Below are 25,327 nucleotides of genomic sequence, written 5' to 3' on the forward strand. Positions count from 1 at the left end.
GACACTCGCAACAGCGCAGTTCCATCAACGAAGGAGGCAACATGTCTGTAGAAAAAGTGGCAATCATCACCGCCGGTGGCAGCGGCATGGGCGCGGCAGCGGCACGTCGGCTGGCGGCTGATGGTTTCAAGGTCGGCATCCTGTCCTCTTCGGGCAAGGGTGAGGCGCTGGCGGCCGAACTCGGTGGCATCGGCGTCACCGGCAGCAACCAGTCGGTCGAAGACCTGCAGCGGCTGGTGGATGCCGTGGTCGAGAAGTGGGGGCGCATCGACGTGCTGGTCAACAGCGCTGGCCACGGCCCGCGCGCGCCGATCCTGGAGATCAGCGACGAGGACTGGCACAAGGGCATGGACACCTACCTGCTCAATGTCATCCGCCCGACCCGGCTGGTGACGCCGTACATGCAAAAGCAGCAGGGCGGGGTGATCATCAACATCTCCACCGCCTGGGCCTTCGAGCCCGTCGACCTGTTCCCCACATCGGCGGTGTTCCGCTCGGGCCTGGCCGCCTTCACCAAGATCTTCGCCGACAATTTCGCCGGCGATAACGTGCGCATCAACAACGTGCTGCCAGGCTGGATCGACAGCCTGCCGGCCACCGAGCAGCGCCGCGACAGCGTTCCGCTCAAGCGCTATGGCACCAGCGAAGAGATTGCCGCCACCATCGCCTTCCTTGCCAGTGACGGTGCCGCCTACATCACCGGGCAGAACATCCGCGTCGATGGCGGCGTGACGCGCAGCGTCTGATCATCCGTGGCCGTAGCCTGGGTGGCTGCGGCCTTCATTTCGTGGATCAGGGAGTTTTCCATGCTGGACGATCTGCTCCAGCGCATCTGGGCGCAGTTGGCAATCCCGGTCGGGCCGGTACGCAACCCTTTCAGGCTGATGCAGCTGGCTACGCTGGACGCGCATGGCTGGCCGGACGCTCGCACGGTGGTGCTGCGCAGCGTCGATGCCGGTGCGGGTGCCTTGTACTTCTACGTGGACAAACGTTCGGCCAAGTGCGCTCAGGTATCCGCTGAGCCACGGGTGGCGCTGACCGCACTGAGCCCTTGCGGCGTGCTGCAGGTTCGCCTGCAGGGGCTGGCCAAGCTGGTGGACGATGCCGAGCAGCTTCAGCGTTGCTGGTGTGCGGCACGTGACAAGACCCAGGCGCTGTTCCGCCATGGCGCTGTACCGGGGCAGGTGATTGACAGCTCTGAAAGCGCTCGTGCAACCACCGCGGATGGTTTCGAGCACTTTGCAATGATGCGAATCGAGGCCACGGCCCTGGAGTGGCTGGACCTTGCACAGCCCGTTCAGCAGCGCGCGCGCTTCGAACGCCGGCAAGGCGACTGGCAAGCTGCCTGGCTGGCGCCTTGAAATCAATGTACCGACCAACAACAGAAGAAGGGCTGATAGATGAAAGGTTACTGGATCATCCTGGGGGCTGACGTCACCGATACCCAGGCCCAGCAAGAATATGGGCGGTTGTGGGGCCCCATCGCCGAGCAGTACGGCGCAACGCTCAAACGCCTGGCGCCGGGGGCATTGGTGGAGGCGCACAGCAGTACGCGGGTACTGGCTGTCGAGTTCGAAAGCTACGCCCAGGCCAAGGCGTGCTACGAAGACCCGGCGTATGCCGAAGCCAAGGCGTGGGCGCTGCGCGCCTATCGTCGCGAACTGATCATCATCGAAGGCGAGTTGAACTGATTCAGCGGTTTTTACGTTTTGCGACAATTTTTTTACGTTTGTCGTTATAACGTTACGCCGCTCGTCGTCGGTTGCCGTCAGCTCGTTCGGCTCATGACTAGCGAAGCCTGGTATTTCCTGGAGTCCTAATGAGAGTCGATCTAGACACCGAGGCCGCCGACCTCGATGGTTTACCGCGATTTCAGCGTGCAAGGGTTCATGCGCGCCAGTTGATGTTGCTGATGTACCTGGTGTTGGCGGGCGCATCGCTGCTGGCGGTCATGCAGGGGCTGATCGGGCTGTTCAGCCCTGACTCGTACTGGCTGGTCCTGCTCGCGGTCAATGGCGCCATGCTGTTGCTGCTGGCGGGCGCCGCGCAGTCGGCCTGGCGGGTGGCCAGCTGGCGTGCGACGGCCATGGGCCAGGTGCCCGTCCCGTTGATGTTCTGGCGCGCTGCCGGCGACACTGTCGAGCCTGAGTCGCTCAGCCGTTTCGATCGCTGGTGCCGGCAGGTAGCCGACGCTTGCCGCCGGCAATGGCACAGGCTGGGCGCAGAAACACCCTGGCTGGTTGGCCTGGCGGGGCTGGCACTGCTACTGGTGAGGGGGGCTTGGCGCTTTGACCTGCCGACCCCGGCGGTAGCCGGGCAAGTGACCTGGTTTGCCATCGGCCTGCTGGCCGTATTCGCATTCAGCCTGGTTGTGCTCGAGCGCCACCTGATGGCTGAAAGCGAGGCGACCTGGCCCGAGGCCGAGGCGCTTGCCGCGACATTGCGGCTGGTCATTGCCGTGCAGGTGCTGACCATTGCCTGCCTGGTCTGTGTCGACGGCGAGCGGCTGTGGCCGGCCCGCCTGGCGGTGCTGATCGGTGTGCTGCCTGGCCTGGCAGCGCTGGAACTGCTGATACGCGCCGTACTGGCGATGTTCCGCCCCGTGCGCCCGGGTGAAGAGCCGGCACTGGTGGCACGTAGCCTGGCGGGTGACCTCCTGCAATGGCCACCGCGGCCATTGGCCGTGCTGCAGGATGAACTGCACCAGCGCCTGGGCATCGACCTGCGTCAGGTGTGGGCGTTCGCCTTCATGCGTCGGGCGTTCCTGCCGGTGGCAGCACTGGTGGCGCTGGTCGGCTGGTTGCTGACCGGCATCGTCGAAGTACCGACCAACAATCGCGGGGTCTACGAACGCTTTGGCAACCCGGTGGCGGTATATCCACCGGGCTTGCATGCCGGCTTGCCCTGGCCCTTTGGCAAGGTGCTGTGGGTGGACAACAGCATCATCCATGAGTTGGCGACCACAACGGCCGAGGGTGTCAGCGAGCCCCTGGCGGCTGCCGACGGTGCGCCGCCGGCAACGGCCAACCGGCTGTGGGACGCCACTCACCTGAGCGAGAACTCGCAGGTGATTGCCGGTGCCGATGGCGGGCGCCAGGGGTTTCAGATCGTCAACATGGATGTGCGCTTCATCTACCGTATCGGCCTGAGCGACACGGCTGCCCTGGCGGCGGCCTATCACACGGCTGACGTCGAGCAACTGCTGCGCAGCGTGGCCAACCGCGTGCTGGTTCACGATTTTGCCGTTCGTTCGCTGGATGGTCTGTTGGGGGCCGAACGTGCCGCGCTCGGCCGTGACATCGGCCAAGCGGTGCAGGCCGACCTCGACCGCATGGACACTGGGGTGGAACTGCTGGCGACCTCAGTGGAGGCGATCCACCCGCCAGCCGGTGCAGCCAATGCCTACCATGCCGTGCAGGCAGCGCAGATCACCGCCCAGGCACTGGTCGCCCGTGATCGAGGGCAGGCCGTGCAAAAGGTTGACGAAGCCCGGCAGGGCGCCACCACGTTGACCGACAAGGCCACTGCCGAAGCCCATGAAACGAAGAGCCGCGCCGACACCGGCGCCTTGCGCTTCGATGCCGAGCACACCGCCTGGCAGCAGGCCGGCCAGGCGTTCATCCTCGAACAGTACCTGGAGCGGCTGGCCCAAGGCATGGCGCACGCGAGCAGCCTGATCATCGATCACCGCCTGGCGGCGAACCAGGCGCCGACCCTGGACCTGCGCAGCTATGCAGCGCCCATCGACCCTTCGCAGCCCAAACCCGCATCCGGCCGTAACCAGGAGCGTAACCCGTGAATTCCCATACCGCCCATGGTCATGACCACGACCACGACCACGATCACCACCACGACCATGCCGATACGCTCGAGCCTGCCCGTCCCGCCTGGCTACGTGTCGGGATCGCGCTGCTGCTGGTGCTGATCATGGCCGCGACGGCCTGTTTCGTGCAGGTTCGTGTCGGCGAAGCAACGGTCATCACGCGCTTCGGCAACCCGTCGCGGGTACTGATCGAACCTGGGCTCAACTGGCGTTGGCCAGTGCCGTTCGAGGCCGCCGTGCCGGTCGACCTGCGCCTGCGCACCACGTCAAGCGGGCTGCAGGATGTCGGCACGCGGGATGGCCTGCGCATCATCGTCCAGGCCTATGTCGCCTGGCAGGTGGGGGCCGATCCGCAAAGCATCCAGCTGTTCATGCGCGCGGTGCAGAACCAGCCCGACGAGGCCGCGCGGCAGATCCGCACCCTGGTGGGCTCGGCCCTGGAAACCACGGCCAGCGGTTTCGAACTGGCTGACCTGGTCAATGTCGATGCCAGCCGGGTGCGCATCGATGGCTTCGAGCAACGCCTGCGCGAGCAGATCGAGCAGCAACTGATCAACAGCTATGGGGTGCACGTGGTGCAAGTGGGCATCGAGCGCCTGACCCTGCCCAAGGTCACCCTTGAAGCCACGGTGGACCGCATGCGTGCCGAACGCGAGACCATCGCGACCGAGCGCACTGCCGAAGGCAAGCGCAAGGCGGCCGAGATCCAGTCGGCCGCCGAGCGTGATGCCCGCATCCTGCAGGCCGATGCGAGCGTGAAGGCCGCGCAGATCCAGGCGCAATCGCAGGTGCAGGCGGCGGACATCTACGGCAAGGCCTATGCCGGTGCGCCGCAGCTGTACACCTTGCTGCGTTCGCTCGACACCCTCGGTACGGTCATCAACCCTGGCACGCGGCTGGTGTTGCGTACCGACGCGGCGCCGTTCCGCGCCCTGGTCGAGGGGCCGGTGCTGCCTGCGGGGGCTGACCATGGCCAGCACTGAGCAGTTGGCGGCCAGGCTGCCGGCGGGGCCCTGGCTGCAATCGGGGCGTATCGGCTTTCTGGCGCTGTACGCGGTGGCGCTGTTGGCGGCAGTGGGTTGGCTGTTTGGCAACGTGCGTCAGGTCGGGCCGGAAAACCGTGCGGTGGTCCTGCGCCTGGGGGCCGAGCAGCGCATCCAGAACGCAGGCTTGCTGCTGGCCTGGCCTGAGCCGTTCGAGCAGGTGGTGATGTTGCCTTCGCCAGCGCGGGTGACCGAACGCCGGGTCGAGCTGTTGCTGCGCTCGGAGCTTGCGCAGAAATCAGACAAGGACGGCACGCTGGCCAGCGATGCCACGGCAGGCTCTGGCTATCTGCTGACCGGCGATGCCGGGGCCGTGCAACTGGACGTGCGGGTGTTCTATACGGTGACTGACCCTTACGCCTACGCGCGCCAGGGTCCACACGTCCAGCCCGCACTGGACCGCCTGGTGGAGCGTAACGCCGTGCAGATCTGCGCCTCGCGCGACATGGACGCCATCCTGGTCGCGCGCCCGGAACTGGTCGGCGGCGACGCTCACCTGGCCGATCAGCGCGAGCGCCTGCGTGGTGACCTGCAGCAGGGCATCAATGGCAGCCTGGCGCGGTTGCGTTCGGCGGATGCCAGCCTGGGCATCGAGGTGGTGCGGGTCGACATCCAGTCGTCGTTGCCATGGTCGGCCGTCAGCGCTTTCAACGCAGTGCTCACCGCCAGCCAGCAGGCCGAACAGGCTGTGGCCAAGGCCCGTAACGAGGCCGCTCGCCAACTGCAGCAGGCCACCCAGGCCGCCGACCGCACCGTGCAAGTGGCTGAAGCCGAGGCCAGCGAGCGGCTGTCCCGTGCCCAGGCCGCTACCGCGGCGATCGTCGGCTTGAGCCAGCAGCAGGATCCGCAGTTGCTGCTGCGCCTGTACCGCGAGCGAGTGCCGGCGATACTGGCGCGCGCCGGGTCGGTCACCACCGTCAATAAAGATGACGCCGGTCGCATGATCCTGCCGGGCCCTGCGCAATGAGTAGCACGCCTTTTTCCCCTTTCTGGAGCTGCTCGCGATGAGTACTCATTCTTGTCATGGTCACGGGCATCATCACCATGCCCATACCCACCTCACCTCCGGCCTGCTGTCGCAGGCCGAACAGCGCACTGCCGCGCGGCAACTGAGCCTGGCGATGCTGGCCCTGGGCTTGCTGGGGCTGGGGCTGGCCTGGCGCTGGCTGGCGCCCACGCAAGAGGGCGTCAGCCAGCTGCTGCTGGGGGGCGCCTCGTTGCTGGTGGCCATCCCGGTGCTGCGCTCGGCCTGGTACAGCTTGCTGCATCCCAGCCTGCATGGCCTCACCGATCAGTTGATCGCTCTGGCCATGCTGGGGGCCTGGGCAACCGGCGACCTGGCCACTGCGGCACTGCTGCCGATCATCATGATCTTCGGCCACATGCTCGAAGAACGCAGCGTGCTGGGTTCGCAAGAGGCCATTGCCGCGCTGGGGCAACTGACCCGCAGCCATGCGCGGCTGATCGATGCCGATGGCCAGGTGCGCGAGGTCGATAACGCCAGCCTCAAGCCAGGCGACCAGGTCGAGGTGCGTGCCGGTGACCGCGTGCCGGCTGACGGCCGTGTCCTGCAGGGGCAGGCCAGCCTCGATACCGCGCCCATCACCGGCGAGGCGGTACCGCTGGAGGTGGCCAGTGGCATGGATATCCATGGTGGCTCGATCAACCTCGACGGTTTGCTGCGGGTAGAAGTTACCCGGGTGGGCGATGACTCGACCTTGGGCAAGGTCATCGCCTTGATGCAGCGCGCCGAGCAAGCCAAGCCGCCCATCACCCGGCTGCTCGAGCGCCACGCTGGGCGCTACCTGGTGCTGGTCTTGCTGATTGGCGCAGTGACCTGGTTCGTCACCCGCGATGCCCAGGCCATGCTGGCCGTGCTGGTGGCGGCCTGCCCGTGCGCGCTGGTGCTGTCGGCACCGGCGACGGCGGTGGCGGGGATTGCCGTCGCCGCCCGGCACGGCATCCTGATTCGTGGGTCGGCGTTTCTTGAGGAGCTGGCCGACTTGTCGTCGCTGGTGATCGACAAGACCGGCACGCTGACTTACGGCGACCTGCGCCTGCGTAGCGTGGTCGACACCGCGGCGGTAATGCCCCAGGCCGCCATCATCCACCTTGCGGCCAGCCTCGGCGCAGCCAGCAGCCATCCGGTCAGCCGCGCCCTCGCGGCGCAGGTGCCGCATGAGCAACACCTGGCGCTGCTGGACATTCACGAACGCCAGGGCTTTGGCGTGGTCGCGCACACCGCCGAGGGTGAAGCGGCCCTGGGGCGCCCGGAACTGTTCCGCCAGTTGGGCATGCAGGTGCCACCAGTACCCGAGCATGACGGCCCGATTGCCGGGCTGGCGCTGAACGGGCAATTCCTCGCCTGGCTGCTGCTGGCCGACAACGTGCGTGCAGAGTCTGCCGAGGCCATGCAGCAGTTGCGCGAGCTTGGCCTGCAGCGCCAGTTGCTGCTGACCGGTGACCGCAGCCGTGTCGCCGAAGCCATTGCCGCGCAGGTCGGCATGATCCGCGTGGTGGCTGAAGCCCTGCCGGAAGACAAGATGCACCACGTCAACCAGGAGCTGCAGCTGGGTTTCCGCCCGTTGGTGGTGGGCGATGGCATCAATGATTCACTGGCCCTGAAGGCCGGTGTGGTGGGGGTGGCCATGGGGGCCAACGGTGCCGACATCGCACTGGCTGCAGCGGATATCGTGCTGATCAACGGCGACCTGCGGCGCCTGGCCACCTGCATTCGCCTCAGCCGCCAGTGCCGACGCACACTCCAGGTGAATGTACTGATCGGCCTGGGCTGGACCTTGGCGATTGTCGTCGCAGCCGCCTTCGGCCTGCTGGGCGCGGCGGGTGCCATGGTCGCTGCGCTGCTGCACAACCTCAGCACGCTGTTGGTACTGACCAATGCCGGGCGCCTGTTGCGCTATGACGAACGGCTTGGGCAGAGCAGCGCGGCTCCAGCGCTGCAGCCCTAGCTGAGCACGGCGTCAGGGCCAGGCTCGTGCCTGGCCGATCCGCTGTTCGCTGCAGGTGCTGTGTTCCACTCGGCGCTCTCGTGGCACTGCAGGCCACGGAAGCTGGCGGCAATGCTGGCGATGATCGGCGCATCATCGATCGGGTCCAGCCCCGGATAGGGCTTGCCGTGGTAATCACCGTCATGAGTCAGCACCGCCTCGACCTGTTTGCCGCTGGTGTCGTACAGCTGCTTCATCCATTGCGCCTCGCGGTCCTTGCTGGCACTGCAGTGCAACGCATAGTGGATGGCCAGCGCCGCACCCAAGGCCAAGGCCGGCGTGTCGATGCCATGCTTGCGGGCCAGGTCGATGCTGCTGAGGATGCGCTCGTTGCGCTGCAGCTTGCGCATCGGGTCGCGCCCCACGCGGGCACACGGGTCCTTGAACGAGCTTCTGCAACGGTCGAGAAACGCATTGGCAAACCGCTCGACCACCTCGGCCATCTGCGGGTACTCGGCCACCAGTGCGGGCGCCACTTCCTCGTGGATCAGGCGCTCGGCCAGCGCGCTCACACGGGCGTCGCCCATGCCCTGGCCGACCCAGGTGTAGCCCAGCAGGCTGGCGTACCAGGAGATGATGGCATGCGGGCCATTCCACAAGCGGTTCTTGATGATCTGGATCTGGGTGATGTCGGTGACGGTTTTCACCTGCCGCAGCCGCTCCAGCAGATCGCCGCCGCGCTCGACATACAGCGGCATGTCGGGCTCGCTGTTGAACAGCACCAGATGCAGCTGGCTCAGGGCATGGCTGGACTGGGCGAAGGGCCTGAAGCGGCTGATCAACCGCTGGTATTCAGCGGTCGGCGCTGCGGGTGCCGGTTCATCCTCAAGGCTGTTCGCAAACATCTGCGACTTGATGCGCAATTGCCGCACCAGCGCGTCATTGCTGATCTTGGAAACGATGCGGCTGACCACCGTTTCGGCGAAATGGGTCTTTTCCAGCACCTGCTTGCAGATATCCGGTGCGCACAGCAACGCCAGCTGCGCCTGCACCTGGCGGCGGACAAACGCAGCGCCGCCTATCTTGTTCAGCACGATCAGCAGGGTCAGCTCGCGACCGCGGCGCTCGAACCGTTGCAGCAAACCCTTGGCAATCACCTTGGCCTGCTGCGCGATCGCCTGCTCGGGCAGGCTCAGGCCGATGATTTCGGCGGCGTTGTACATGTCGATCACCGCGTGCTCATCGTCCATGTCGATCATGCGCACATTTTCAAGGGTCTGGTCGAACGCGCTGGCACCGTAGCGCACGCTGTAGCTGCCGAACGCGGCAACGGTCTCTCTGAGCATGCGCGAGCGGGTTGCGGCGATGATTTCGCATGGCCGGGTGTAGCCATCCCAATGGGCGAACACCTGGGTCAGGTAACCACCGCCGATGGCGCCGAAACCATGAATGCCGACACGGAACTGGTTGAGCGAGGCCGGGAAGGGCTCGGCGAGGTCCGGCATGCCCAGGTCAGGCACACACTCGCTCAGGTCGGCGAGAAACTCATGCATGCTGCCGTAGGCCTTGAGCGCGCCGGCCTTGACCTCGGGGGCGGGCGGCTTGATGTCTTCGATCAGAATGGCCTGGCCCTCGGCGCGGATGGCCGACAGCAGGCCGTTTTCCGAGTCTTCGACCATGAGGCACTGGCCTGGGTCGCAATTGAGGGCGCGAGCCGCCCGCAGGAATATTTCCGGGTGCGGCTTGCCTTGGCTGACTTCATCGCCGCAGACGGTGATGTCGAAATACTTGAGCACGTTGGCGTTGATCAAGTATTCCTCGGCGATTGCGCGGCGGCTGGAGGTGGCCACCGCCAGGGTCAGGCCGGACTTGCGCAGGCGCTCCAGCACTTCCAGCAAGCCTGGCTTGATCGGCACGCCGTGATTGCGCACGTGCTCCAGCTCAAGCTCATCGGCGCGCTGACGGATCTGCGCGTAAGGGAAGTCTTCGCCGTTGTGGGCCTTGGCGAGGGCTTCGGCCTTTTTCGCACTCAGGCCCAGCGAACCGATCAGCGTCTGTTCGCTCATGGCTTTGCCGAAGATTTCCAGTGAGGCCTGCTTCAATGTCTTGAAACGCAAGCGCTCGGTGTCGAACATCGTGCCATCCATATCGAAGATGGCGCTGAGAATGGTGTTGCCCTGAAACAAGATCATGTGGGTGTTGCCCCTTTTTCTGGCGTGAAACACTTCGCCTTCAGCGGCTGAATGGCGAGCTGATGCGCGTCGACTGCAGCGTGGGCAGTCAGGTAGGGGGCATGCGATCTACAGGAGCGCGCTCGGCTTTGACCCAGAGGTAGGGCGGTACGGCGCGGGGCGTGCAGAGAAGGGCGAGGAATTTGAAGGCAAGGCGGGCGACTTTGGATTCACGCCCACTGGCTGCAGCTTGGCTGGCAGACAATGGGCGCACATAGCGATGGATACGTGTGATTCCGAGCATGAGGTGCTGTTCTTCCTTTTCTGGTGACTGACGTTCCTTTTTACCCTTGCACGTATGCGCAAGCCGATGCAAGGCGCAAGCAACATCCGTTCGGTTACCGAACACAACCCGGCCTCGCGTACTCAAGCCTGCCACGGCAACTCCGATAGCTGCTCACCCACCGTCGAAACCTCGACCAGAAGTGGCGCCAACAACGACCAGAGGAGTACTGCCCGCATGTTTGCCGACCTGAAGATCCGTACCGGAATGTTCTGGGTGCTGTTGTTGTTCAGCCTGACCTTGTTGTTTTCCACCGTCAGTGCCTGGCGGGCAGCGCTGGGCAGCGACGAGCAGATCACCGAATTGGACCAGACCGCACACCAGTCGGACCGGCTGAACAATGCCCTGCTGATGGCGATCCGCTCCAGCGCCAACGTGTCTTCGGGTTTCATCGAGCAACTGGGCGGCCACGACGACAGCGCGAGCAAACGCATGGCGCTCTCGGTCGAGTTGAACGACAAGAGCCAGAAGCTGATCGATGAATTTGTCGAGAACGTGCAGGAGCCTGGGTTGCACGCAGTGGCCAACGCGTTGCAAGCCACCTTCGCCGAGTACGCCAAGGCGGTGGCGGGGCAACGTGAAGCCACGCGCCAACGCTCGCTGGACCAGTACTTCAAGGTCAACACCGACGCCGGCAACGCCATGGGCCAGTTGCAGGCGCTGCGCCAGCAACTGGTCGCCGCCTTGAGCGAGCGTGGCCAGCAGATCATGCTGGAATCCGACCGCCGCCTGGAGCGGGCAAAACTGCTGAGCCTGGCACTGCTGGCGGTGACACTGCTGCTTGCCGGCCTGTGCTGGGCGTTCATTGCACAGCGTGTCCTGCACCCGCTGCGCGAGGCTGGCCGGCACTTCCAGCGGATTGCCGGTGGCGACCTGAGCGTGCCGGTCGACGGGCACCGGCGCAACGAGATCGGCCAGCTGTTCCACGAACTGGCGCGCATGCAGCAGAGCCAGCGCGATACCTTGGGCAAGATCAGTGGCTGCACCCGGCAACTGGCCGACGCAGCGAGCGCACTGAACGCAGTCACCGAAGAAAGCGCCAGCAACTTGCGCCAGCAGGGCCAGGAACTGGAGCAGGCCGCTACCGCCGTCACCGAGATGACCACGGCGGTGGAGGAGGTGGCACGCAATGCCGTCACCACCTCCCAGGCCACCCATGAGTCCAATCAGCTGGCGGAGAAAAGCCGCCGGCAAGTCAGCGAAAACATCGATGGCACCCAGGCCATGACCCGCGAGATCCAGACCAGCGGCGCCCATCTGGAACAGCTGGTCGGCCAGGTGCGGGATATCGGCAAGGTGCTGGAGGTGATCCGTTCGGTGTCCGAGCAGACCAACCTGCTGGCGCTCAACGCTGCCATCGAGGCGGCGCGTGCCGGGGATGCCGGGCGCGGCTTTGCCGTGGTGGCCGATGAAGTGCGCACGCTCGCGTACCGCACCCAGGCCTCGACCCAGGAAATCGAACAGATGATCGGCCGCGTGCAACAAGGCACTGAAGCGGCGGTTGCCTCGATGCAGGCCAGCACCAGCCGCGCCCAGTCGACCCTCGACGTCACCCTGGCCTCGGGCCAGGTGCTGGAAGGCATCTACAGCGCCATCGGCGAGATCAACGAGCGCAACCTGGTGATCGCCAGCGCAGCAGAAGAACAGGCGCAGGTGGCGCGCGAGGTGGACCGCAACCTGCTGAACATCCGGGAGCTGTCGAGCTATTCGGCGGCGGGGGCGCAGCAGACCAGCGAGGCCAGCCAGGCGTTGTCCGGGCTGGTCGGGGAGATGACGGCGCTGGTGGGGCGGTTCAGGGTCTGAGGCTCAGCTTTCCTTGCCCAGCACGTAACGGTCGAACTGCTCGATGTACTCGTCGACGTTGTCTTCGAGCATCATCCGGTACTGTTCGCTGAAGTACTTCAGGATGTCCTCGCGGGCGGCGGCCATTTCGGCGCCTGACTTGAAGTTGCGGGCGCTGAGCCAGGCACTGAAGCGGCTGGCGGCGAAGGTCATCGAGGCGCTGACCTTGCCGATGTCGGCGAGTGTGTCGAGCTGCTGGTTGGCCAGGTCGATGTGCGCATCGGCGCGGTCGTAGAATGCCTGGTCAGTGGCTTGGGTCATGGCGGGGTACCTGTGTGGGCCTGTGGTGCGGGGCGCAAAGCATGCCACAGTGGGTGCCTCGCCGGCAGCCATTACCGGCGGTGACTTACCTGGCCACGGAACGGCGCCGTTTCTTGCGGTACATGTCGTCGTCGGCGCAGTTGAGCAGGGTGTCGATGTCTGCGCCGTCGGCCGGGTAGCAGGCCACGCCGATGCTGCAGGACGGCATGGGCAGGGCACGCTGCGCGCTGGCCAGCGGCACGGCCATGGCGGTGAGGATCTGCGCCATCTTTTCGGCAACGGCGCCCGCCGAGTTCAAGCCGGTCAACAGCACGGTGAACTCGTCGCCGCCCATGCGCGCCACCGTGTCCTGCTGGCCGACACAGTCCTCCAGGCGCCGTGCGACTGCGCACAGCACCTGGTCGCCGATGGCATGCCCGTGCACATCGTTGATGCCCTTGAAGTCATTGATGTCGAGGAACAGCAGCGCAAACGGGCGCTCCTGGCGCAGGGCGCTGGCCAGCCGCTCGTTGAACAGCGAGCGGTTGCACAGCCGGGTCAGCGGGTCGTGGTGGGCGATAAAGCGCAACTCCAGCTCGGCCTGGGTGAGCGCCGTGACATTACGCGCCACGCCGATGCGCGCGCCGACCTCTTCGGACCAGTAGGCCGACCAGAGGATGTGCACCACGCCGCCGTCCTTGCGCAGGTAGCGGTTGCGGAAATCGCAGTGCGACTGGCCGTTCATCACCCGGATGATCGAGGCCCGCGTGGCTTCCAGGTCTTCAGGGTGCATGTAGTGGGTGATCGGGGTGCCGATCAGCTCGTCGGCGCGATAACCGAGCAACGCCTCGCAGGCATTGCTGACGAACACGATGGTGTTGTCCCGGTCGACCACGAACACGGTGTCCAGCATCAGCTGGATCAGCTTGGGGTAGAGTGCTTGCAGGTCAACGGGCATAGGGGCGTCCGGTGCATCGGGCTCGGCGTGGCCAGCATACACAGTGCCGGGCAGGTTCCACCAGCGGCCGTTGAAGCGGATATACTCCGCGGCCGTTTTGCGCATTCAGGAGTCGTTCATGCAGCAGGTTCTGCTCATCGTTGATGTCCAGTCCACCTTCAGCCCCCCCGAGTGGCTGGTGGACGGCATTCGTCTGTTGTCAGCGAAAATTCCGTCGATCGCCTCGGTCGAATTGCACGATGAGCAAGTGACACCGTTCCAGCGCCAGCTCGGTTGGCATCCGGCCGCCGAAGACGAGTGCCTGGTCGAAGTGGACCAGGTGTTCATCAAGCATGGCTATGGCCAGACCGCCGAGACCCTCGCCCATATCAGGCAGCTGGGCGTGGAGCGCGTGCTGGTGTGCGGCATGCAGACCGAAACCTGCGTGCTGGCGGCGGGCTTTGCGCTGTTCGATGCCGGGCTCTGCCCGACGCTGGTGACCGACCTTACCGTCGGTTCATCGCTGGACCGCTCCGGCAAGTTGGGCATAGACCTCTGGAAGCATCACTTCGGCAACGTGACCACCCGCGCCGAGGTGATGGCCGAGATCGCGCAGTCGGGCCACTGAGAAAACCGCGAAAAGCCGGCGCGCATCGTTTAGCATGGGGGCGCCGATGCACCTGGCCTCCCTCCTTATCGAAACGCGCTAGCTCCCCATGACTGCCTTCTACCTCAAGTTTCTCATCACCCCCACGCTCATGCTGGCCATCTCGCTGGCAGCCAAGCGCTGGGGTACGCAAATCGGCGGCCTGCTCTCCGGGCTGCCGGTCACTTCAGCCCTGGTCGTGCTGTTTCTCAGCCTCGAACAAGGCCCGGGCTTTGCCCTCAAGGCCGTGCCTGGGGCATTGGCCGGCCTGGCGGCGGTCCAGGCGACCTACCTGTTCTACTACCTGGTGACGCGGCGGATCGGAGCGTTGCCTGGCTGCATCGCCGCGCTGGCGGTGTATGCCGCCACGGCGGCACTGATGAGCAAGCTTGGCTGGGTGGCGTTGTCGGTGGCGGTGACGCTGGCACTGCTGAGCCTGATCATCGTGGTCACCTCGCAACCGGCACCCAGCGGCAACGCCGCAGTGGTGCAACTGCCGCGCTGGGTGATCCCGATGCGCATGCTCACGGCCACCGCGCTGCTGGTGGCGATCACCGCGAGCGCCGAGTGGCTGGGGCCGGTGGCCAGCGGCCTGCTGGCGCCGATACCGGTGATCGCCTGGCCGCTGGCGGTGTTCGCCCATGTTCAGGGGGGGCACCACGAGCTGGGGGCGATCGTGCGCGGCAATGCCATTGGTGCGGTGGGCGTACTGGGCTTCTACCTGGCGGTCAAGAGCACCATCGCGCAATGGGGCAGCGTGCCGTCCATTGCCGCCGCCGTGGTGCTGGCCGTGGTCGCCACCTTCGCCCTGGCCAAGCTGCTGGACCGTCGCTGACAGCTGCACCCCAGGCCAGCGCGTGTATCGCTTTGTATCAATGCGCCTGCCACAGCTACTCGCTTACAAATCCTTCGCTCTGCTGATACGCCCGGGATACATGCCTGGGGCCAAATGAGCCAGCCCGAACGAACACGCCCTACGGCCTGCGTTCCCTGGCTCTTTCGCCCTTGAGGCATGACCGTACGACTATCAGGAGAAACACCATGTCCCGTATCCAGTTCCCCAACAAGACCCGTCTCGGCCTGCTCGGTATCGCCCTGGTAGGGGGCATCAACCTGACTTCCTCGGCCTTTGCCGTCGAAGCACTGCCACAAGGCTACCAGCTGGCGGCTGCGGAAAAGGCCGGGGAGGGCAAGTGTGGCGAAGGCAAGTGCGGCGCCAGCGGTGCCAAGGCCAAAGCCACCCAGGCCGAAGGCAAGTGCGGCGAGGGCAAGTGCGGCGCCAGCGGTGCCAAGGCCAAGGCCACCCAGGCCGAAGGCAAATGCGGTGAGGGCAAATGTGGCGATGCATCGTTCGCCCGTACCGACGCCGACCATGACGGGCGTGTTTCCCGCGCCGAACTGCTGGCGGTCGCCCCAGGCGCTGGCGCCGAGTTCGATGCGATCGACGCCAACCACGACGGCTACCTTTCCGAGGCCGAGGTCTACCAGTTCCGCAAGCACCAGTTCGACGCCAATGGCAATCCATTCCCGACCGACCTGTACAGCAAGCTGAGCCAGGCGAAGAACTGACCCTCGGCGGCCTCCTCCCCAGGCACAGGCCGGGGAGGGCGCCGCAGCACAAGGAGCATGCCGATGAACCTTTCTTCTACCCTGCAGGGCGCGGGCCTGGGCTTGCGCCGTGCGCTGCTGCCCGAACTGCTGAACATGGACGCCGGCGCCGTCGACTTTCTCGAATGTGCCCCGGACAACTGGATCGGTGTCGGCGGTGCCTTCGGCGAAGGCCTGGCGCAGCTGGCCGAGCGCTATCCGCTGGCCTGCCATGGCCTGTCGCTGTCGCTGGGTGGCCCGGCACCACTGGACCATGGCTTTCTGCGCCAGATCCGCGCATTTCTCGACCGTCACCAGGTACCGCTGTTCAGTGAGCACCTGAGCTACTGCGCCGATGACGGCCATCTGTACGACCTTATACCGCTGCCATTCACCGACGAGGCCGTACGCCATACTGCCCGGCGCATTGCTGAAGTCCAGGATGCCCTCGGCCGGCGCATTGCGGTGGAGAACATCTCGTATTACGCCGCGCCGTATCAGGCGATGAGCGAAATCGAGTTTCTTCAGGCGGTGTTGAGCGAGGCTGACTGCGACCTGCTGCTGGACATCAACAACATCGTGGTCAATGCCTGCAACCATCGCTACGACGCTGCCCGGTTTCTGGCCCAGGTGCCGGCCGAGCGGGTGGTCTGCCTGCATGTTGCCGGGCACTATGACGAAGCCCCGGACCTGAAGATCGACACCCACGGCGCCAGCGTCAAGGCCGATGTCTGGGGCCTGCTGGCCAGCGCCTATCAGCACCTGGGGCCGGTACCGACCTTGCTCGAACGCGACTTCAACCTGCCACCGCTGGCCGAACTGCTGGCCGAGGTGCAACACATCCGCAGCCTGCAACCCACGGCGCCGGCCCTGGCGGTGCGCCATGGCTGACGCGCTGCGTGAACAGCAACTGCGCATGGCCGGCCATATCCGCGATCCGCAGGCCAATCCGCCGCCGCCCGGCATCGAAGCACGGCGCCTGGCGGTTTACCGGCAACTGTTCTTCGGCAACCTGCAGTCGCTGCTGGCCGGTAGCTTCCCAGTGCTGCATGCCAGCCTGGCCGCCGAACACTGGCTGGGGTTATGCGAAGACTTCTATGCCAACCATCGCTGCCAGACGCCGCTGTTCACCGAAGTGGGCGGCGAGTGGGTCGCGTACCTGCAAGGGCGTACCGACCAGCCCGACTGGGTCGCCGAACTGGCCCATTACGAATGGATCGAGACCGCATTGTTGCTGAGCGATGCCGGCGCACCTGAACATGACCCTGAAGGTGATCTGCTCGATGGCATCCCGGTGCTGTCCAGCCTCGCCGTACCGCTGGCCTATGCCTGGCCGGTCAGCCACATCGGGCCGGCGCATTTGCCGAGCGAGGCACCCGCCGAGCCGACCTTGCTGTTGGCCCACCGGGGTGCCGACCACAAAGTAACCTTCTCGCGCCTTGCGCCGCTGGCCCATGCCCTGTTGCTGTCGTTGCAGGAACAGCCATTGAGCGGGCGCGAGCACCTGGCGGCGCTGGCCGAGGCTGCCGGCGTCGCAGCCAGCGCCATCGAGGCCCAGGGCCTTGCGCTACTGCACACGCTCAAAGCCCAGGGCGTGGTACTCGGCACCCGCCGCGGCTAGGCCGGCGCCAGGCCATTGAGCAGCAAGCGCAACGACGAATCCGCTGCCGCCTGGTAGTCGATACGTTGCCCGGCCTGGCTGGGGGCGTGCCAGCCCAGCCCGAGGCAGGACTGGGCGATGGCCCACACCGAGGGCAACACATGCTCCGGGTTCACTGGCGCCAGCTTGCCGCTGCTGATCCACTGGCGCACCTGCGCGGTGTTGTCCCGGGCCTGCTGCGCCCAGTGCTCGAGAAAGTTGCCGGGAATACGCTGGCCACCTTCCTTCAGTTCTTGCAGCAGTACCTTGGAGGCGAACGGTCGGCGCTCGAACAGGCTGATCAGCGCCGTGACCGTGCGGCTCAACGCCTGCAGTGGTTCGTCCTCGCCGGTGAACGGTGCGCAGGCCTGCAGGTAGCAGGGGGCGATGTCTTCCAGCACCTGGCTGTAGATGTTGGCCTTGGACTTGAAGTAGTAGAGCACGTTGGAGCGGGGCAGGCTGGCCAGCGAGGCGATCGCCGAGAGCTTGGTGGCGGCGTAGCCCTGCTGGGCGAATGCCTCGCCGGCGGCGTCGAGGATGACCCGGCGCACCGGTGCACCCAGGGTGTCCTCGGTGTCTCGCGGCAGTTCGAACGGCATGATGTACACGGCAACGGATCCTGGCTGCGCCCAGGTGCGTTTCCCGGGCGCTGAGCAAAATGTGAAGGCGTAATATACAGAAATATACAGCGATAGTTTGCAGGAAAATAGTGTGCAGGAAGGTTGCCGAGGCGGTCAGGTGATTGCCTTGGCTGCCGTCAGTACCAGCCCGCGCAGCCACTTGGAGGACTGCGCCCGGTGTTTGCGGGCGTGCCACAGCTGGTAATAGCGCAGCGGTTGCGCGCTGACCGGGAACGGCTCGATACGCACCGGCAGTAGTTCGGCGTAGTGCCTGGCGAAGGCGCGGGTGGTGGTGAACACCAGGTTGGACTTCACCAGTGCATAGGGCGCCAGGCAGAAGTACGGCAGGGTGGTGGTCACGTGCCGGGCCAGGCCGCTCTTGTCCAGCTCGGCGCCAATCGTGCCTTGCCCGCAGGCACCGTGGGTCAGCACGTCGAGGTGGTCTGCCTGCAGGTAGGCTTCGCGGCTCAGGCCCCCCGGGGGGACCGGGTGATCATCGCGCACCAGGCAGACCAGGTCGTCGTCGCACAGGGCCTGCAGGTGCAGGTGCTGCGCAGGGCTGCGCCAGTTGCCGATCACCAGGTCCAGCGTGCCGTCCTCCAGCCCACGGGTGTAGCCGCCTTCGGCCTGCAGGTGGGTCAGTTCCAGGGTGGCCAGCGGGGCCTGGGCGTGGAAGCGTTCGATGATGGCCGGCACGAAGAACACGCTGAGGTAGTCCGGCGTGCTGATGCGAAAATGCTGGCGGGTGGTGGCGGGGTCGAAGCGGTCGATCGGGTCCAGCACCTGCTCGATGCCGGCCAGCGCCTGGGCCAGGGGTTCTATCAGGTGCTCGCCATGGCTGGTCAGCACCATGCGGCTGCCACTGCGCACCAACAGCGGGTCGCCGGTGAGCTGGCGCAGGCGGCGCAGGGCCACGCTGACGGCTGGCTGGCTTTGGCCGAGGCGTTCGGCGGTGCGCGACACGCTGCATTCGGACAACAAGGTATGCAGCGTGCGCAGCAGTTGGGTGTCGCAATTGGGCACGGCTTTGGCCACGGCAGCCTCGCAAAGGCCCGGTGCATCTGCGCAATGCCCCGGGCCGGTTCTGGTCATTGTCTCGCTATATACTAAACAATACAGCGAGGCTTGGGCGCAGGCGGTTACCTCCAGTCCGGCAAGGCGTTGAGCAGTTCGGCCTTCTCGCCGGTGGCGGCGCCCATCAGGACAAAACCCTGCAACTGCCGCTGTGGGTCGTGGAAGACCGCACGCACCTTGGCAATGCCCCGGTCGCAGTGGCCCAGCAATTCGGTCGACCAGGCACCCTGGTCAGCCAATGGCGAAGCCACGACAGTAGGCAGCACGCTGGTTTTCACGGTCACCGGCATGGCCGGGTAGGCAACCGGCGTCCGCTGGCCGGCCAGGGTGCGCGCCAGGGCACGGGCCTGGAGCATGATCGGCAGCACGTAAGGCAACACCAGCCCATGCACTTCGGCACAGTCGCCCAAGGCGTAGACATGGCGGGCACTGGTCTGCAGGCAGGCGTCGGTGACGATGCCGCTGGCCACCGCCAGCCCGGCACTGCGCGCCAGTTCCACGCGGGGAGCCAGGCCAATGGCGCTGAGCACGTAGTCCACTTCCAGCACCTGGTCGTCGGCCATCAGCACCTGCAATGCCGCCCCCTTGCGCTGCACCGCGATGGGCGTGGTACCCAGCGCCAGCGTCACGCCGAGCGCGGTCAGGGCGCTGGCCATCGCGGCACCGGCAGGCTCCGGCAGCAGCCGGCTCAACGGCCAGCTGGCGCGGTCGACCAGGGTCACCGCGTGGCCAGCGTGCCCCAGGTCGTTGGCGAACTCGCAGCCAATCAACCCGCCACCGAGGATCGCGACCCGGCTGGCCTGGCCGATCTGCTGGCGAAAGTGGCGGTAATCGTCCAGGTCGTTGACGGTGATGATTGCCGGCACACCGTCACCGTCGAGCGCCGGGCGCCGAGGGTCCGCGCCCAACGCCAGCACCAGCGCGCTGTAGCGCTGCGGCTGGCCGGCGACGTACACGCACTGTGCGTGCGTGTCGACGCGGTCCACGCGGCTGCCGGTGATCACCCGGGCGGCCAGTTGCTCGGCCATCTGCGCGGCGCTGGCAGTGACCAGCTGCTCGGGCAGCCTGCCGCTCTGCAAGGCGTTGGACAGCGCGGGCTTGGAGTAGAACTCGCCGCCATCGCGGGTGATGATCACGATCGGCAGGTTGGCGTCGAGCTTGCGCAGTTCACGTGCCACGGTATAACCGGCCAGCCCCGAACCGAGGATCACCACCGGGTCCGGCGCCTGCGGAGCAAGCGCTTGTGCGGCCTGGGCATCCAGCGGCAGGCGGACCATGTCGAAGTCACCCTTGCCCACGCCGCATTCCGGGCAGAACCAGTCCTGTGGCACATCCTCCCAGCGGGTGCCCGCGGCGATGCCATCGTCCGGTATTCCCAGCGCTTCGTCATAGATGAAGCCGCATACCAGGCATTCCCATTTGTACATGCTTGATACTCCTCAGGGCGTCTGCCTGTCAGCTGGTGAAGGCGCGGCCCAGGCCCAGGGCGCTCAGGGCCCGGCGGTAGGCGGTGGAGGAACGGTCGGCCGGAATGTGGATTTCCAGCGAAAGGTCCAGCGGCAGGTCTTCGGGGCGGCACAGCTCGACGATGTCGCGGTCCTCCTCGAACACTTGCTGGTTGAATGCGTACACATCGTCCAGCGGCAGGTGCTGGTCGAAGTTACGGGTGATGGCGCAGAACATCCGGGTCTTGCGCGCCGAGATCGGGCTTGCGGCGTTGAGGATGACCAGGCGCTGTTCAGGGTCGGGGAAATTCACTGCAAGGCGCGCGGTGAACGGTGCGAACACGTCAAACGTGCGTTTCCACTGGAAATCGCTCGGGGCCCGGTGCTGCAGGTGCTTGGGGAAGTTGCTGACACTGCTGACGTATTCGGCGTGCATGCCGTGGGCCGTGAGTTCGGCCCGGTAGGTCGGCACCACCGGGTTGTCGCGGTCGGCGAAGGCGTCGTGGTGGATCCAGGCGAAGTGGGCGACGTCGATGAAGCCCTCGACCTGGCGCCCGGCCGAGGCGGCGATGTCGATCGACGGCGGCAGGATGCGCTGGTAGCTGTCATCGTGCCAGGAGGGCATCTCGGGGAAGGGCGCGTCGCTGCCGGCCATCAGCACCCAGACCAGCCCGTAGTCCTCGCGGGCGGTGTACATCTGGATGCGGTGGCGTTCGGTGAGGTTGGCGTTGGGTTCCGAGGGGATCCGCGTGCAGCGGCCATCGGTGCCGAAGTGCAGCCCGTGGTAGGGGCAGATGATGTTCTCGCCCTGCACCCAGCCGCGGCTCAGTGGTGCGCCACGGTGGCTGCAGATATCGCGGGCAGCGTTGAGCTTGCCAGCGGCGCGGTACAGCACGATGGGCTCATCGAGCAAGGTGACGGCATAGGGCTTGTCGGCCACCTCGGTGCTGAAGGCCACGGGGTGCCAGTGGTGGGTGAGGATTTCACGGTCGTGGGCGCTGAAGGAACTGGTCTTGGTGATCGGGTTCCAGGTCACGCGCTGACAGGCTGTGGCGGTATCGGGCATTTCGCTTCTCCTTGTTTTCGAACGGCCAGGCCATCCTAGAGAAGCGTTGCCGGCGCGCCCATGGCGCGCCGGGCATGTTGGTCATGTGCGATCGGTTATGACGCCCAGGGCCTCAACGACGATAGTAGCGGCGGTCATCGTAATGGTGGGCGCGGTCGTGATCGTGACGGCGCTCCCATTCATGGCGGCGCTCGGCTTCGCGGCGGGCCTGCTCGCGGCGCCACTGGGCCCGGCGCCATTCCTCACGGCGGCGGTCTTCATTGCGGTAATGCCAGCGGCCATCGCGCCAGTAGCGGTCGTCATCATGGGCGAGCAGCGGCGCCGGCTGGCCATCGGCGATGCTGGCCAGGTTTGGCCAGGGGCTCTGGGCGGCTTTGGCCGGCGCTTGAGCGATGGTTTCAGTGGCCAGGGCCGCCTGGGTGGCGTGCATCTGCGCCGCGGACGCAGAACCGATGGCCGCCAGGGCGAACAGGCTGGCAAACAGCAGTCTCGGAATAGTGAACTTCATGAGCCTAGGCAACCCCCGAGGTCGTCGATGAACATGCGGTTGCGCGGCGCTTGGAGGCCGCGCATACCGCTCGCTTGAGCATGTCCAGATAGACCGGTAAACGGGGAAAAGTTCAAGCCACTCAGCACTTTAATGGTCAACAGTGGCTGTGGCCCAGGCCTGCGCGGCTTTACTTGTAGGTCACCGGGCTCGGTGACAGTAGCCCGGCGAGGAAGCTGATGACGGTCATCAGCACGGTGAGGATAGTGTCGGACTTGGTCACGGGGGTGGCGAGCGTTGCCTGGTTCACGCCACTGCCGAGTACCCAGACGGAGTACAGCATGACCACTGCGAAAGACCCGACGATGACGAGCCACAGGCGGTTGGTGGTGGCATCGTTCGGCGGGCGCAGACGTGGTAGCTGTTGTAATGCCTCCTCCTTGAGTGCCTTGAGTGTGGTTTCCGGGTCGTTTTGTATTTTCTGAAGGGCCTCTGGATCGGAAAGCACATTTTTTACCAGCAACTCTGCAGAACGAATTTGACTGTCCATGGTTCGGGATCCTTAGTAGTCGACCTGGAGCAGGTCCCAGCCAAGCGCACGATTGATTGCTATTTTGAATACGTTCGCCATGGCGTCGAGTATGGCGTCGGCAAGTTGCAGGGTGATAATTGCAACAGTCCGCAAATGCATGCGGGCGACTATTTTCTGATCCTGCAATAACGCGTGGGCGCCTGCTGCATCCAAATTGCCGTTGACCAGTTGGCGTTGCACAAACAATGCATCGCTGGCCATCCGCTGGCCAAGACTCACTATCGTGGATTGGACCGCCGGCCAGTCTGCCTGGATAACCGCCTTCACTGCCTTGATCGCGTCTGCCGTGACAACATCAAAATCAACACCGTTGATAATAGTGCTCATCACAATTCCCCCGCCGGATGTTGTTTGCTCGCCTCGGCAGACTGTATGGCAAGCATGCCGCCGAATAGTATCTGTTGCCGGGTTTGCCACGTGAGCGCAGGCAGAATTTGCTCACGGCTGCGAGCGTGGTCGTTTTGCCACTTGCTGACCAGGCACTGGAGGTCGATATAGTTGCGGGTGGTCAGGTCGGCATCCGGAAAGTCGTGCTGCAGTTTGTCGCATTCGGTACTGAGCTTGCGGCTGAGCAGGCGCTCGGCCTTGGCATGTATCTGCATGCCAGTGGCGCTGATCTGTCGACTGTTGGCCAGCGAGCGCAGGATGAGTGCGTTGCTTTCGATCAACAATGAATCGTAATCAGCCTGGAAATGACTGTAGTGCCCTGGGTGTTGCCTGGCTTGTTCGGTGGGCATCACGGCCAGTTGCGGCACGTTCACTGGGCTCGCGCGCTCCCCCTTGAGCAGTAGCGTGGCTGCCTGCTTGTAGAATTGCTCGGTGCTTTGGTAGAGCTGTGCATCGTGGGGTTGAACCAGCTTTATTGCGCAGCCGGATATCAGGGTTGTACCCAGCAATAATGAGGTTGTCAGGGTTTTCATCAATAGTTTCATTCTCCTGTTCGCTAGGCTGTTGCCGTTCGGGCGCTAGTTGACGAGGCAGCCGATGGCGATTGTGGGAATAGGCCGTAGGAAGCTGTCGTCAAGTTTGCAGGCAGGAGAATATATGAAAGTGATATTTCAAATTACAGCGTGAAATGGTTACAAGAAATTTGAGTTTTAGCGGTTTTGCGAATTGTCTTACATATATTGTAAGTGCCGATAAATTCCGGTGCGGCAGGAACATTATTCGCAAGTCATTGGCAGAACATACTACTTGATTCTTGAGTAATGGCTGCTGGCGCACCGGGCGTGCCGCCAGCGTATTCGATCAAGCCTCGGGCGGGCTTGGCATGTCGCTGATCCACACCAATGGCCGTGTCGGCTCGTCGCTGCTCATGCGGGCGAATGTATCGGATTCGAGCATGGTCTTGACCTGCTTGCCGAGCGCTAGCAGGCGCTCGGCAAAGCCCGGGCCGATTACGCCGCTGTCTTCCAGCGACAGGCCGCTCTGGCGGTGCTGGATGGCCAGGTGGTAGTGGCCGGCGTTGTCGCCGCTGGCGGCGAGAATCACCGTGTAGCGAGGGCCCAGCACGCTACTGAGGCGCTGCTGCACCAGGTCTGGCAGCGAGACCGGGCTGTCGTCGTGCAATGCCGAAGCCAGGGTGGTGGGGGCGAAGGGAGGCATGGGGTTACCTGCAAGGCATGTTCATATAGGTCTCAGCTTAGGCAAGGTGACTGTCAACTTGGGTTAAGCGAGGGTAAAAACCGGTAATTTGTGCGCCGTGACTCAGAAGGTCTGCCCCAGGGAGAACTGGAAGATCTGCGTCTCGGCGTTGTCCGGTTTCTTCAGTGGCGCCGCCAGGCTGAAACTCAGTGGCCCCATCGGGCTGTACCAGGTCACCCCGACACCCAGCGACACCGCCAGCTGGTTCAGGTCGACGTTGCCGCAGCCCTGGGTGGTGGACAGGTAGCACGTGTCGGCATAGACGTTGCCGGCGTCGACGAACACCGAGCTGCGCAGCTGGCTCTGGTTCTTGATGAACGGCAGCGGGAAGAGGTACTCGGCGCCGCCGGTGACCAGGATGTTGCCGCCGAGCACGTCGGTGTCGCGGTCGGAGTAATAGGCCTGGCCGGCGCCCGCGTAGGTACCGGTGGCCGGGGTGCTGCGCGGGCCGAGGGTGCCGTCCTTGAAACCGCGTACCGAGCCCTGGCCGCCGGCGGTGTAGCTTTCGTAGAAGGGCAGGCCGTCGGTGGAGCCGTAACCGTTGCCGTAGCCCAGCGTGGTGTGCAGGCGCAGCGTGGTGTCCTTGCTCAAGGGCAGGAAGGTCTGGCCGTTGTAGTCGAGTTTGTAGAACGACAGGTCGCTGCCCGGGGTGGTGGCCATCAGGGTCAGGGCCTGGGAATGGCCGCGGGTGGCCAGTACGCCTTTGTTCAGGGTCGACTCGGACCAGCCGATCGAGGCCTTGAGGTTGTTGAAGCTCTTGCCTTCGCGCTGGATGAAGTCGTAGATCTCGTCGGCGCTGTAGGTACCCGGGCTGATGTCGTCGTGCTGCAGGGTCAGGCCGTAGGTCAGGCGCGAGGTCTCGTTGATCGGGTAGCCGAAGTTGACGCCTGCGCCGTAGCTGTTGATGGCGTAGTAGGACACCCCGTCATCGTAGTAGTCGCTGTAGTCGGTGCTGCTGTAGAACAGGTTGTAACCCAGGCTCACGCCGTCTTCGGTGAAGTAGGGGTCAACGAAACCGAAGTTGTATTTGGTCTGGTATTCCGAACGGGTCAGGCCGATGGACACCTTGTTGCCGGTACCCAGGAAGTTGCTCTGGCTGATCGAACCGCCGAGGATCAGGCCGGCGCTCTGGGCGAAGCCGACGCTGGCGGTGATCGAGCCGGAGGCCTGCTCTTCGACG

At 64.9% G+C, this 25,327-nt stretch carries 26 protein-coding genes; 13 read left to right on the top strand and 13 right to left on the bottom strand.

What is annotated here, in order from left to right; genetic code table 11:
• Window positions 1-41: 41 nt before the first annotated feature.
• From CAF78_RS24815 to CAF78_RS24845, 7 genes are all read left to right on the top strand, one after another.
• Window positions 42-746, top strand: a complete 705-nt coding sequence (locus CAF78_RS24815; protein WP_085677607.1) for an SDR family oxidoreductase — start codon at window positions 42-44, stop codon at window positions 744-746.
• 60 nt (window positions 747-806) lie between these two features.
• Complete coding sequence (locus CAF78_RS24820) at window positions 807-1,361, top strand: pyridoxamine 5'-phosphate oxidase family protein (protein ID WP_085677606.1); 555 nt, start codon at window positions 807-809, stop codon at window positions 1,359-1,361.
• Between the two features lie 39 nt (window positions 1,362-1,400).
• Window positions 1,401-1,691 (top strand): DUF1330 domain-containing protein, encoded by a 291-nt coding sequence (locus tag CAF78_RS24825; RefSeq protein WP_085677605.1) that lies wholly within the window; start codon window positions 1,401-1,403, stop codon window positions 1,689-1,691.
• A gap of 128 nt (window positions 1,692-1,819) precedes the next feature.
• Window positions 1,820-3,799: a protease modulator HflK gene (locus CAF78_RS24830; protein WP_085677604.1), complete on the top strand. Its 1,980-nt coding sequence runs from the start codon at window positions 1,820-1,822 to the stop codon at window positions 3,797-3,799.
• Window positions 3,796-4,806 carry a protease modulator HflC gene (gene hflC, locus CAF78_RS24835; RefSeq protein WP_085677603.1) on the top strand — a complete coding sequence of 337 codons (1,011 nt, stop codon included), beginning with the start codon at window positions 3,796-3,798 and terminating at the stop codon, window positions 4,804-4,806. The genes CAF78_RS24830 and hflC overlap by 4 nt, the downstream gene beginning before the upstream one ends.
• On the top strand, window positions 4,793-5,833 hold the full coding sequence (gene hflK, locus CAF78_RS24840; protein ID WP_085677602.1) for a protease modulator HflK: 1,041 nt from the start codon (window positions 4,793-4,795) through the stop codon (window positions 5,831-5,833). The genes hflC and hflK overlap by 14 nt, the downstream gene beginning before the upstream one ends.
• Before the next feature lie 37 nt (window positions 5,834-5,870).
• Window positions 5,871-7,835 carry a heavy metal translocating P-type ATPase gene (locus CAF78_RS24845; RefSeq protein ID WP_085677601.1) on the top strand — a complete coding sequence of 655 codons (1,965 nt, stop codon included), beginning with the start codon at window positions 5,871-5,873 and terminating at the stop codon, window positions 7,833-7,835.
• Here CAF78_RS24845 and mtlD read toward each other — a convergent pair.
• Window positions 7,832-10,006 carry a bifunctional mannitol-1-phosphate dehydrogenase/phosphatase gene (gene mtlD / locus CAF78_RS24850; protein WP_085677600.1) on the bottom strand — a complete coding sequence of 725 codons (2,175 nt, stop codon included), beginning with the start codon at window positions 10,004-10,006 and terminating at the stop codon, window positions 7,832-7,834. The genes CAF78_RS24845 and mtlD overlap by 4 nt on opposite strands.
• A 499-nt stretch (window positions 10,007-10,505) precedes the next feature.
• Between mtlD and CAF78_RS24855 the strand changes: the two genes are divergently transcribed.
• Window positions 10,506-12,131 carry a methyl-accepting chemotaxis protein gene (locus tag CAF78_RS24855; RefSeq protein WP_085677599.1) on the top strand — a complete coding sequence of 542 codons (1,626 nt, stop codon included), beginning with the start codon at window positions 10,506-10,508 and terminating at the stop codon, window positions 12,129-12,131.
• A gap of 3 nt (window positions 12,132-12,134) precedes the next feature.
• On the opposite strand, the gene CAF78_RS24860 is transcribed toward CAF78_RS24855, so the two are convergent.
• Both CAF78_RS24860 and CAF78_RS24865 read right to left on the bottom strand, forming a co-directional pair.
• A complete protein-coding gene (locus tag CAF78_RS24860; RefSeq protein WP_085677598.1) occupies window positions 12,135-12,431 on the bottom strand; it encodes a DUF3144 domain-containing protein in 297 nt (98 codons plus the stop codon).
• Between the two features lie 85 nt (window positions 12,432-12,516).
• Window positions 12,517-13,368, bottom strand: coding sequence for a GGDEF domain-containing protein (locus tag CAF78_RS24865; protein WP_085677743.1), 852 nt, complete (start codon window positions 13,366-13,368; stop codon window positions 12,517-12,519).
• Window positions 13,369-13,486: 118 nt separating this feature from the next.
• Between CAF78_RS24865 and CAF78_RS24870 the strand changes: the two genes are divergently transcribed.
• The 5 genes from CAF78_RS24870 to CAF78_RS24890 all read left to right on the top strand — a co-directional run bounded on the left by CAF78_RS24870 (window position 13,487) and on the right by CAF78_RS24890 (window position 17,201).
• Entirely contained in the window at window positions 13,487-13,975 is a 489-nt protein-coding gene (locus CAF78_RS24870) for an isochorismatase family protein (RefSeq protein WP_085677597.1), read from the top strand.
• An 88-nt stretch (window positions 13,976-14,063) separates the two neighbouring features.
• On the top strand, window positions 14,064-14,828 hold the full coding sequence (locus tag CAF78_RS24875; protein WP_085677596.1) for a hypothetical protein: 765 nt from the start codon (window positions 14,064-14,066) through the stop codon (window positions 14,826-14,828).
• Between the two features lie 206 nt (window positions 14,829-15,034).
• The gene (locus tag CAF78_RS24880) at window positions 15,035-15,562 is read left to right on the top strand and encodes a hypothetical protein (RefSeq protein ID WP_085677595.1); all 528 of its coding nucleotides are present in this window, start codon (window positions 15,035-15,037) and stop codon (window positions 15,560-15,562) included.
• Between the two features lie 63 nt (window positions 15,563-15,625).
• A complete protein-coding gene (locus CAF78_RS24885; RefSeq protein ID WP_085677594.1) occupies window positions 15,626-16,471 on the top strand; it encodes a DUF692 domain-containing protein in 846 nt (281 codons plus the stop codon).
• On the top strand, window positions 16,464-17,201 hold the full coding sequence (locus tag CAF78_RS24890; protein WP_085677593.1) for a DUF2063 domain-containing protein: 738 nt from the start codon (window positions 16,464-16,466) through the stop codon (window positions 17,199-17,201). The genes CAF78_RS24885 and CAF78_RS24890 overlap by 8 nt, the downstream gene beginning before the upstream one ends.
• Here the strand turns inward: CAF78_RS24890 and CAF78_RS24895 are convergent.
• From CAF78_RS24895 to bamA, 10 genes are all read right to left on the bottom strand, one after another.
• On the bottom strand, window positions 17,198-17,818 hold the full coding sequence (locus CAF78_RS24895; RefSeq protein ID WP_085677742.1) for a TetR/AcrR family transcriptional regulator: 621 nt from the start codon (window positions 17,816-17,818) through the stop codon (window positions 17,198-17,200). The genes CAF78_RS24890 and CAF78_RS24895 overlap by 4 nt on opposite strands.
• A gap of 135 nt (window positions 17,819-17,953) precedes the next feature.
• On the bottom strand, window positions 17,954-18,931 hold the full coding sequence (locus tag CAF78_RS24900) for a LysR family transcriptional regulator (protein WP_085677592.1): 978 nt from the start codon (window positions 18,929-18,931) through the stop codon (window positions 17,954-17,956).
• Window positions 18,932-18,978: 47 nt separating this feature from the next.
• Window positions 18,979-20,340, bottom strand: coding sequence for an FAD-dependent oxidoreductase (locus CAF78_RS24905; RefSeq protein WP_085677591.1), 1,362 nt, complete (start codon window positions 20,338-20,340; stop codon window positions 18,979-18,981).
• A 28-nt stretch (window positions 20,341-20,368) separates the two neighbouring features.
• Window positions 20,369-21,424: a Rieske 2Fe-2S domain-containing protein gene (locus tag CAF78_RS24910; RefSeq protein WP_085677590.1), complete on the bottom strand. Its 1,056-nt coding sequence runs from the start codon at window positions 21,422-21,424 to the stop codon at window positions 20,369-20,371.
• 112 nt (window positions 21,425-21,536) lie between these two features.
• Window positions 21,537-21,932, bottom strand: a complete 396-nt coding sequence (locus CAF78_RS24915; RefSeq protein WP_085677589.1) for a hypothetical protein — start codon at window positions 21,930-21,932, stop codon at window positions 21,537-21,539.
• A 169-nt stretch (window positions 21,933-22,101) separates the two neighbouring features.
• Complete coding sequence (locus CAF78_RS24920) at window positions 22,102-22,461, bottom strand: hypothetical protein (RefSeq protein ID WP_085677588.1); 360 nt, start codon at window positions 22,459-22,461, stop codon at window positions 22,102-22,104.
• A 12-nt stretch (window positions 22,462-22,473) separates the two neighbouring features.
• On the bottom strand, window positions 22,474-22,830 hold the full coding sequence (locus CAF78_RS24925; protein WP_085677587.1) for a hypothetical protein: 357 nt from the start codon (window positions 22,828-22,830) through the stop codon (window positions 22,474-22,476).
• Complete coding sequence (locus tag CAF78_RS24930) at window positions 22,830-23,423, bottom strand: hypothetical protein (RefSeq protein WP_085677586.1); 594 nt, start codon at window positions 23,421-23,423, stop codon at window positions 22,830-22,832. The genes CAF78_RS24925 and CAF78_RS24930 overlap by 1 nt, the downstream gene beginning before the upstream one ends.
• Before the next feature lie 328 nt (window positions 23,424-23,751).
• Window positions 23,752-24,108 (bottom strand): hypothetical protein, encoded by a 357-nt coding sequence (locus CAF78_RS24935; RefSeq protein ID WP_085677585.1) that lies wholly within the window; start codon window positions 24,106-24,108, stop codon window positions 23,752-23,754.
• Between the two features lie 102 nt (window positions 24,109-24,210).
• Window positions 24,211-25,327: outer membrane protein assembly factor BamA (bamA, locus tag CAF78_RS24940; RefSeq protein ID WP_085677584.1), on the bottom strand; the 1,117-nt coding region annotated here is incomplete at its 5' end.

Source organism: Pseudomonas sp. R28(2017) (genome assembly GCF_002112505.1).
GTDB lineage: Bacteria > Pseudomonadota > Gammaproteobacteria > Pseudomonadales > Pseudomonadaceae > Aquipseudomonas.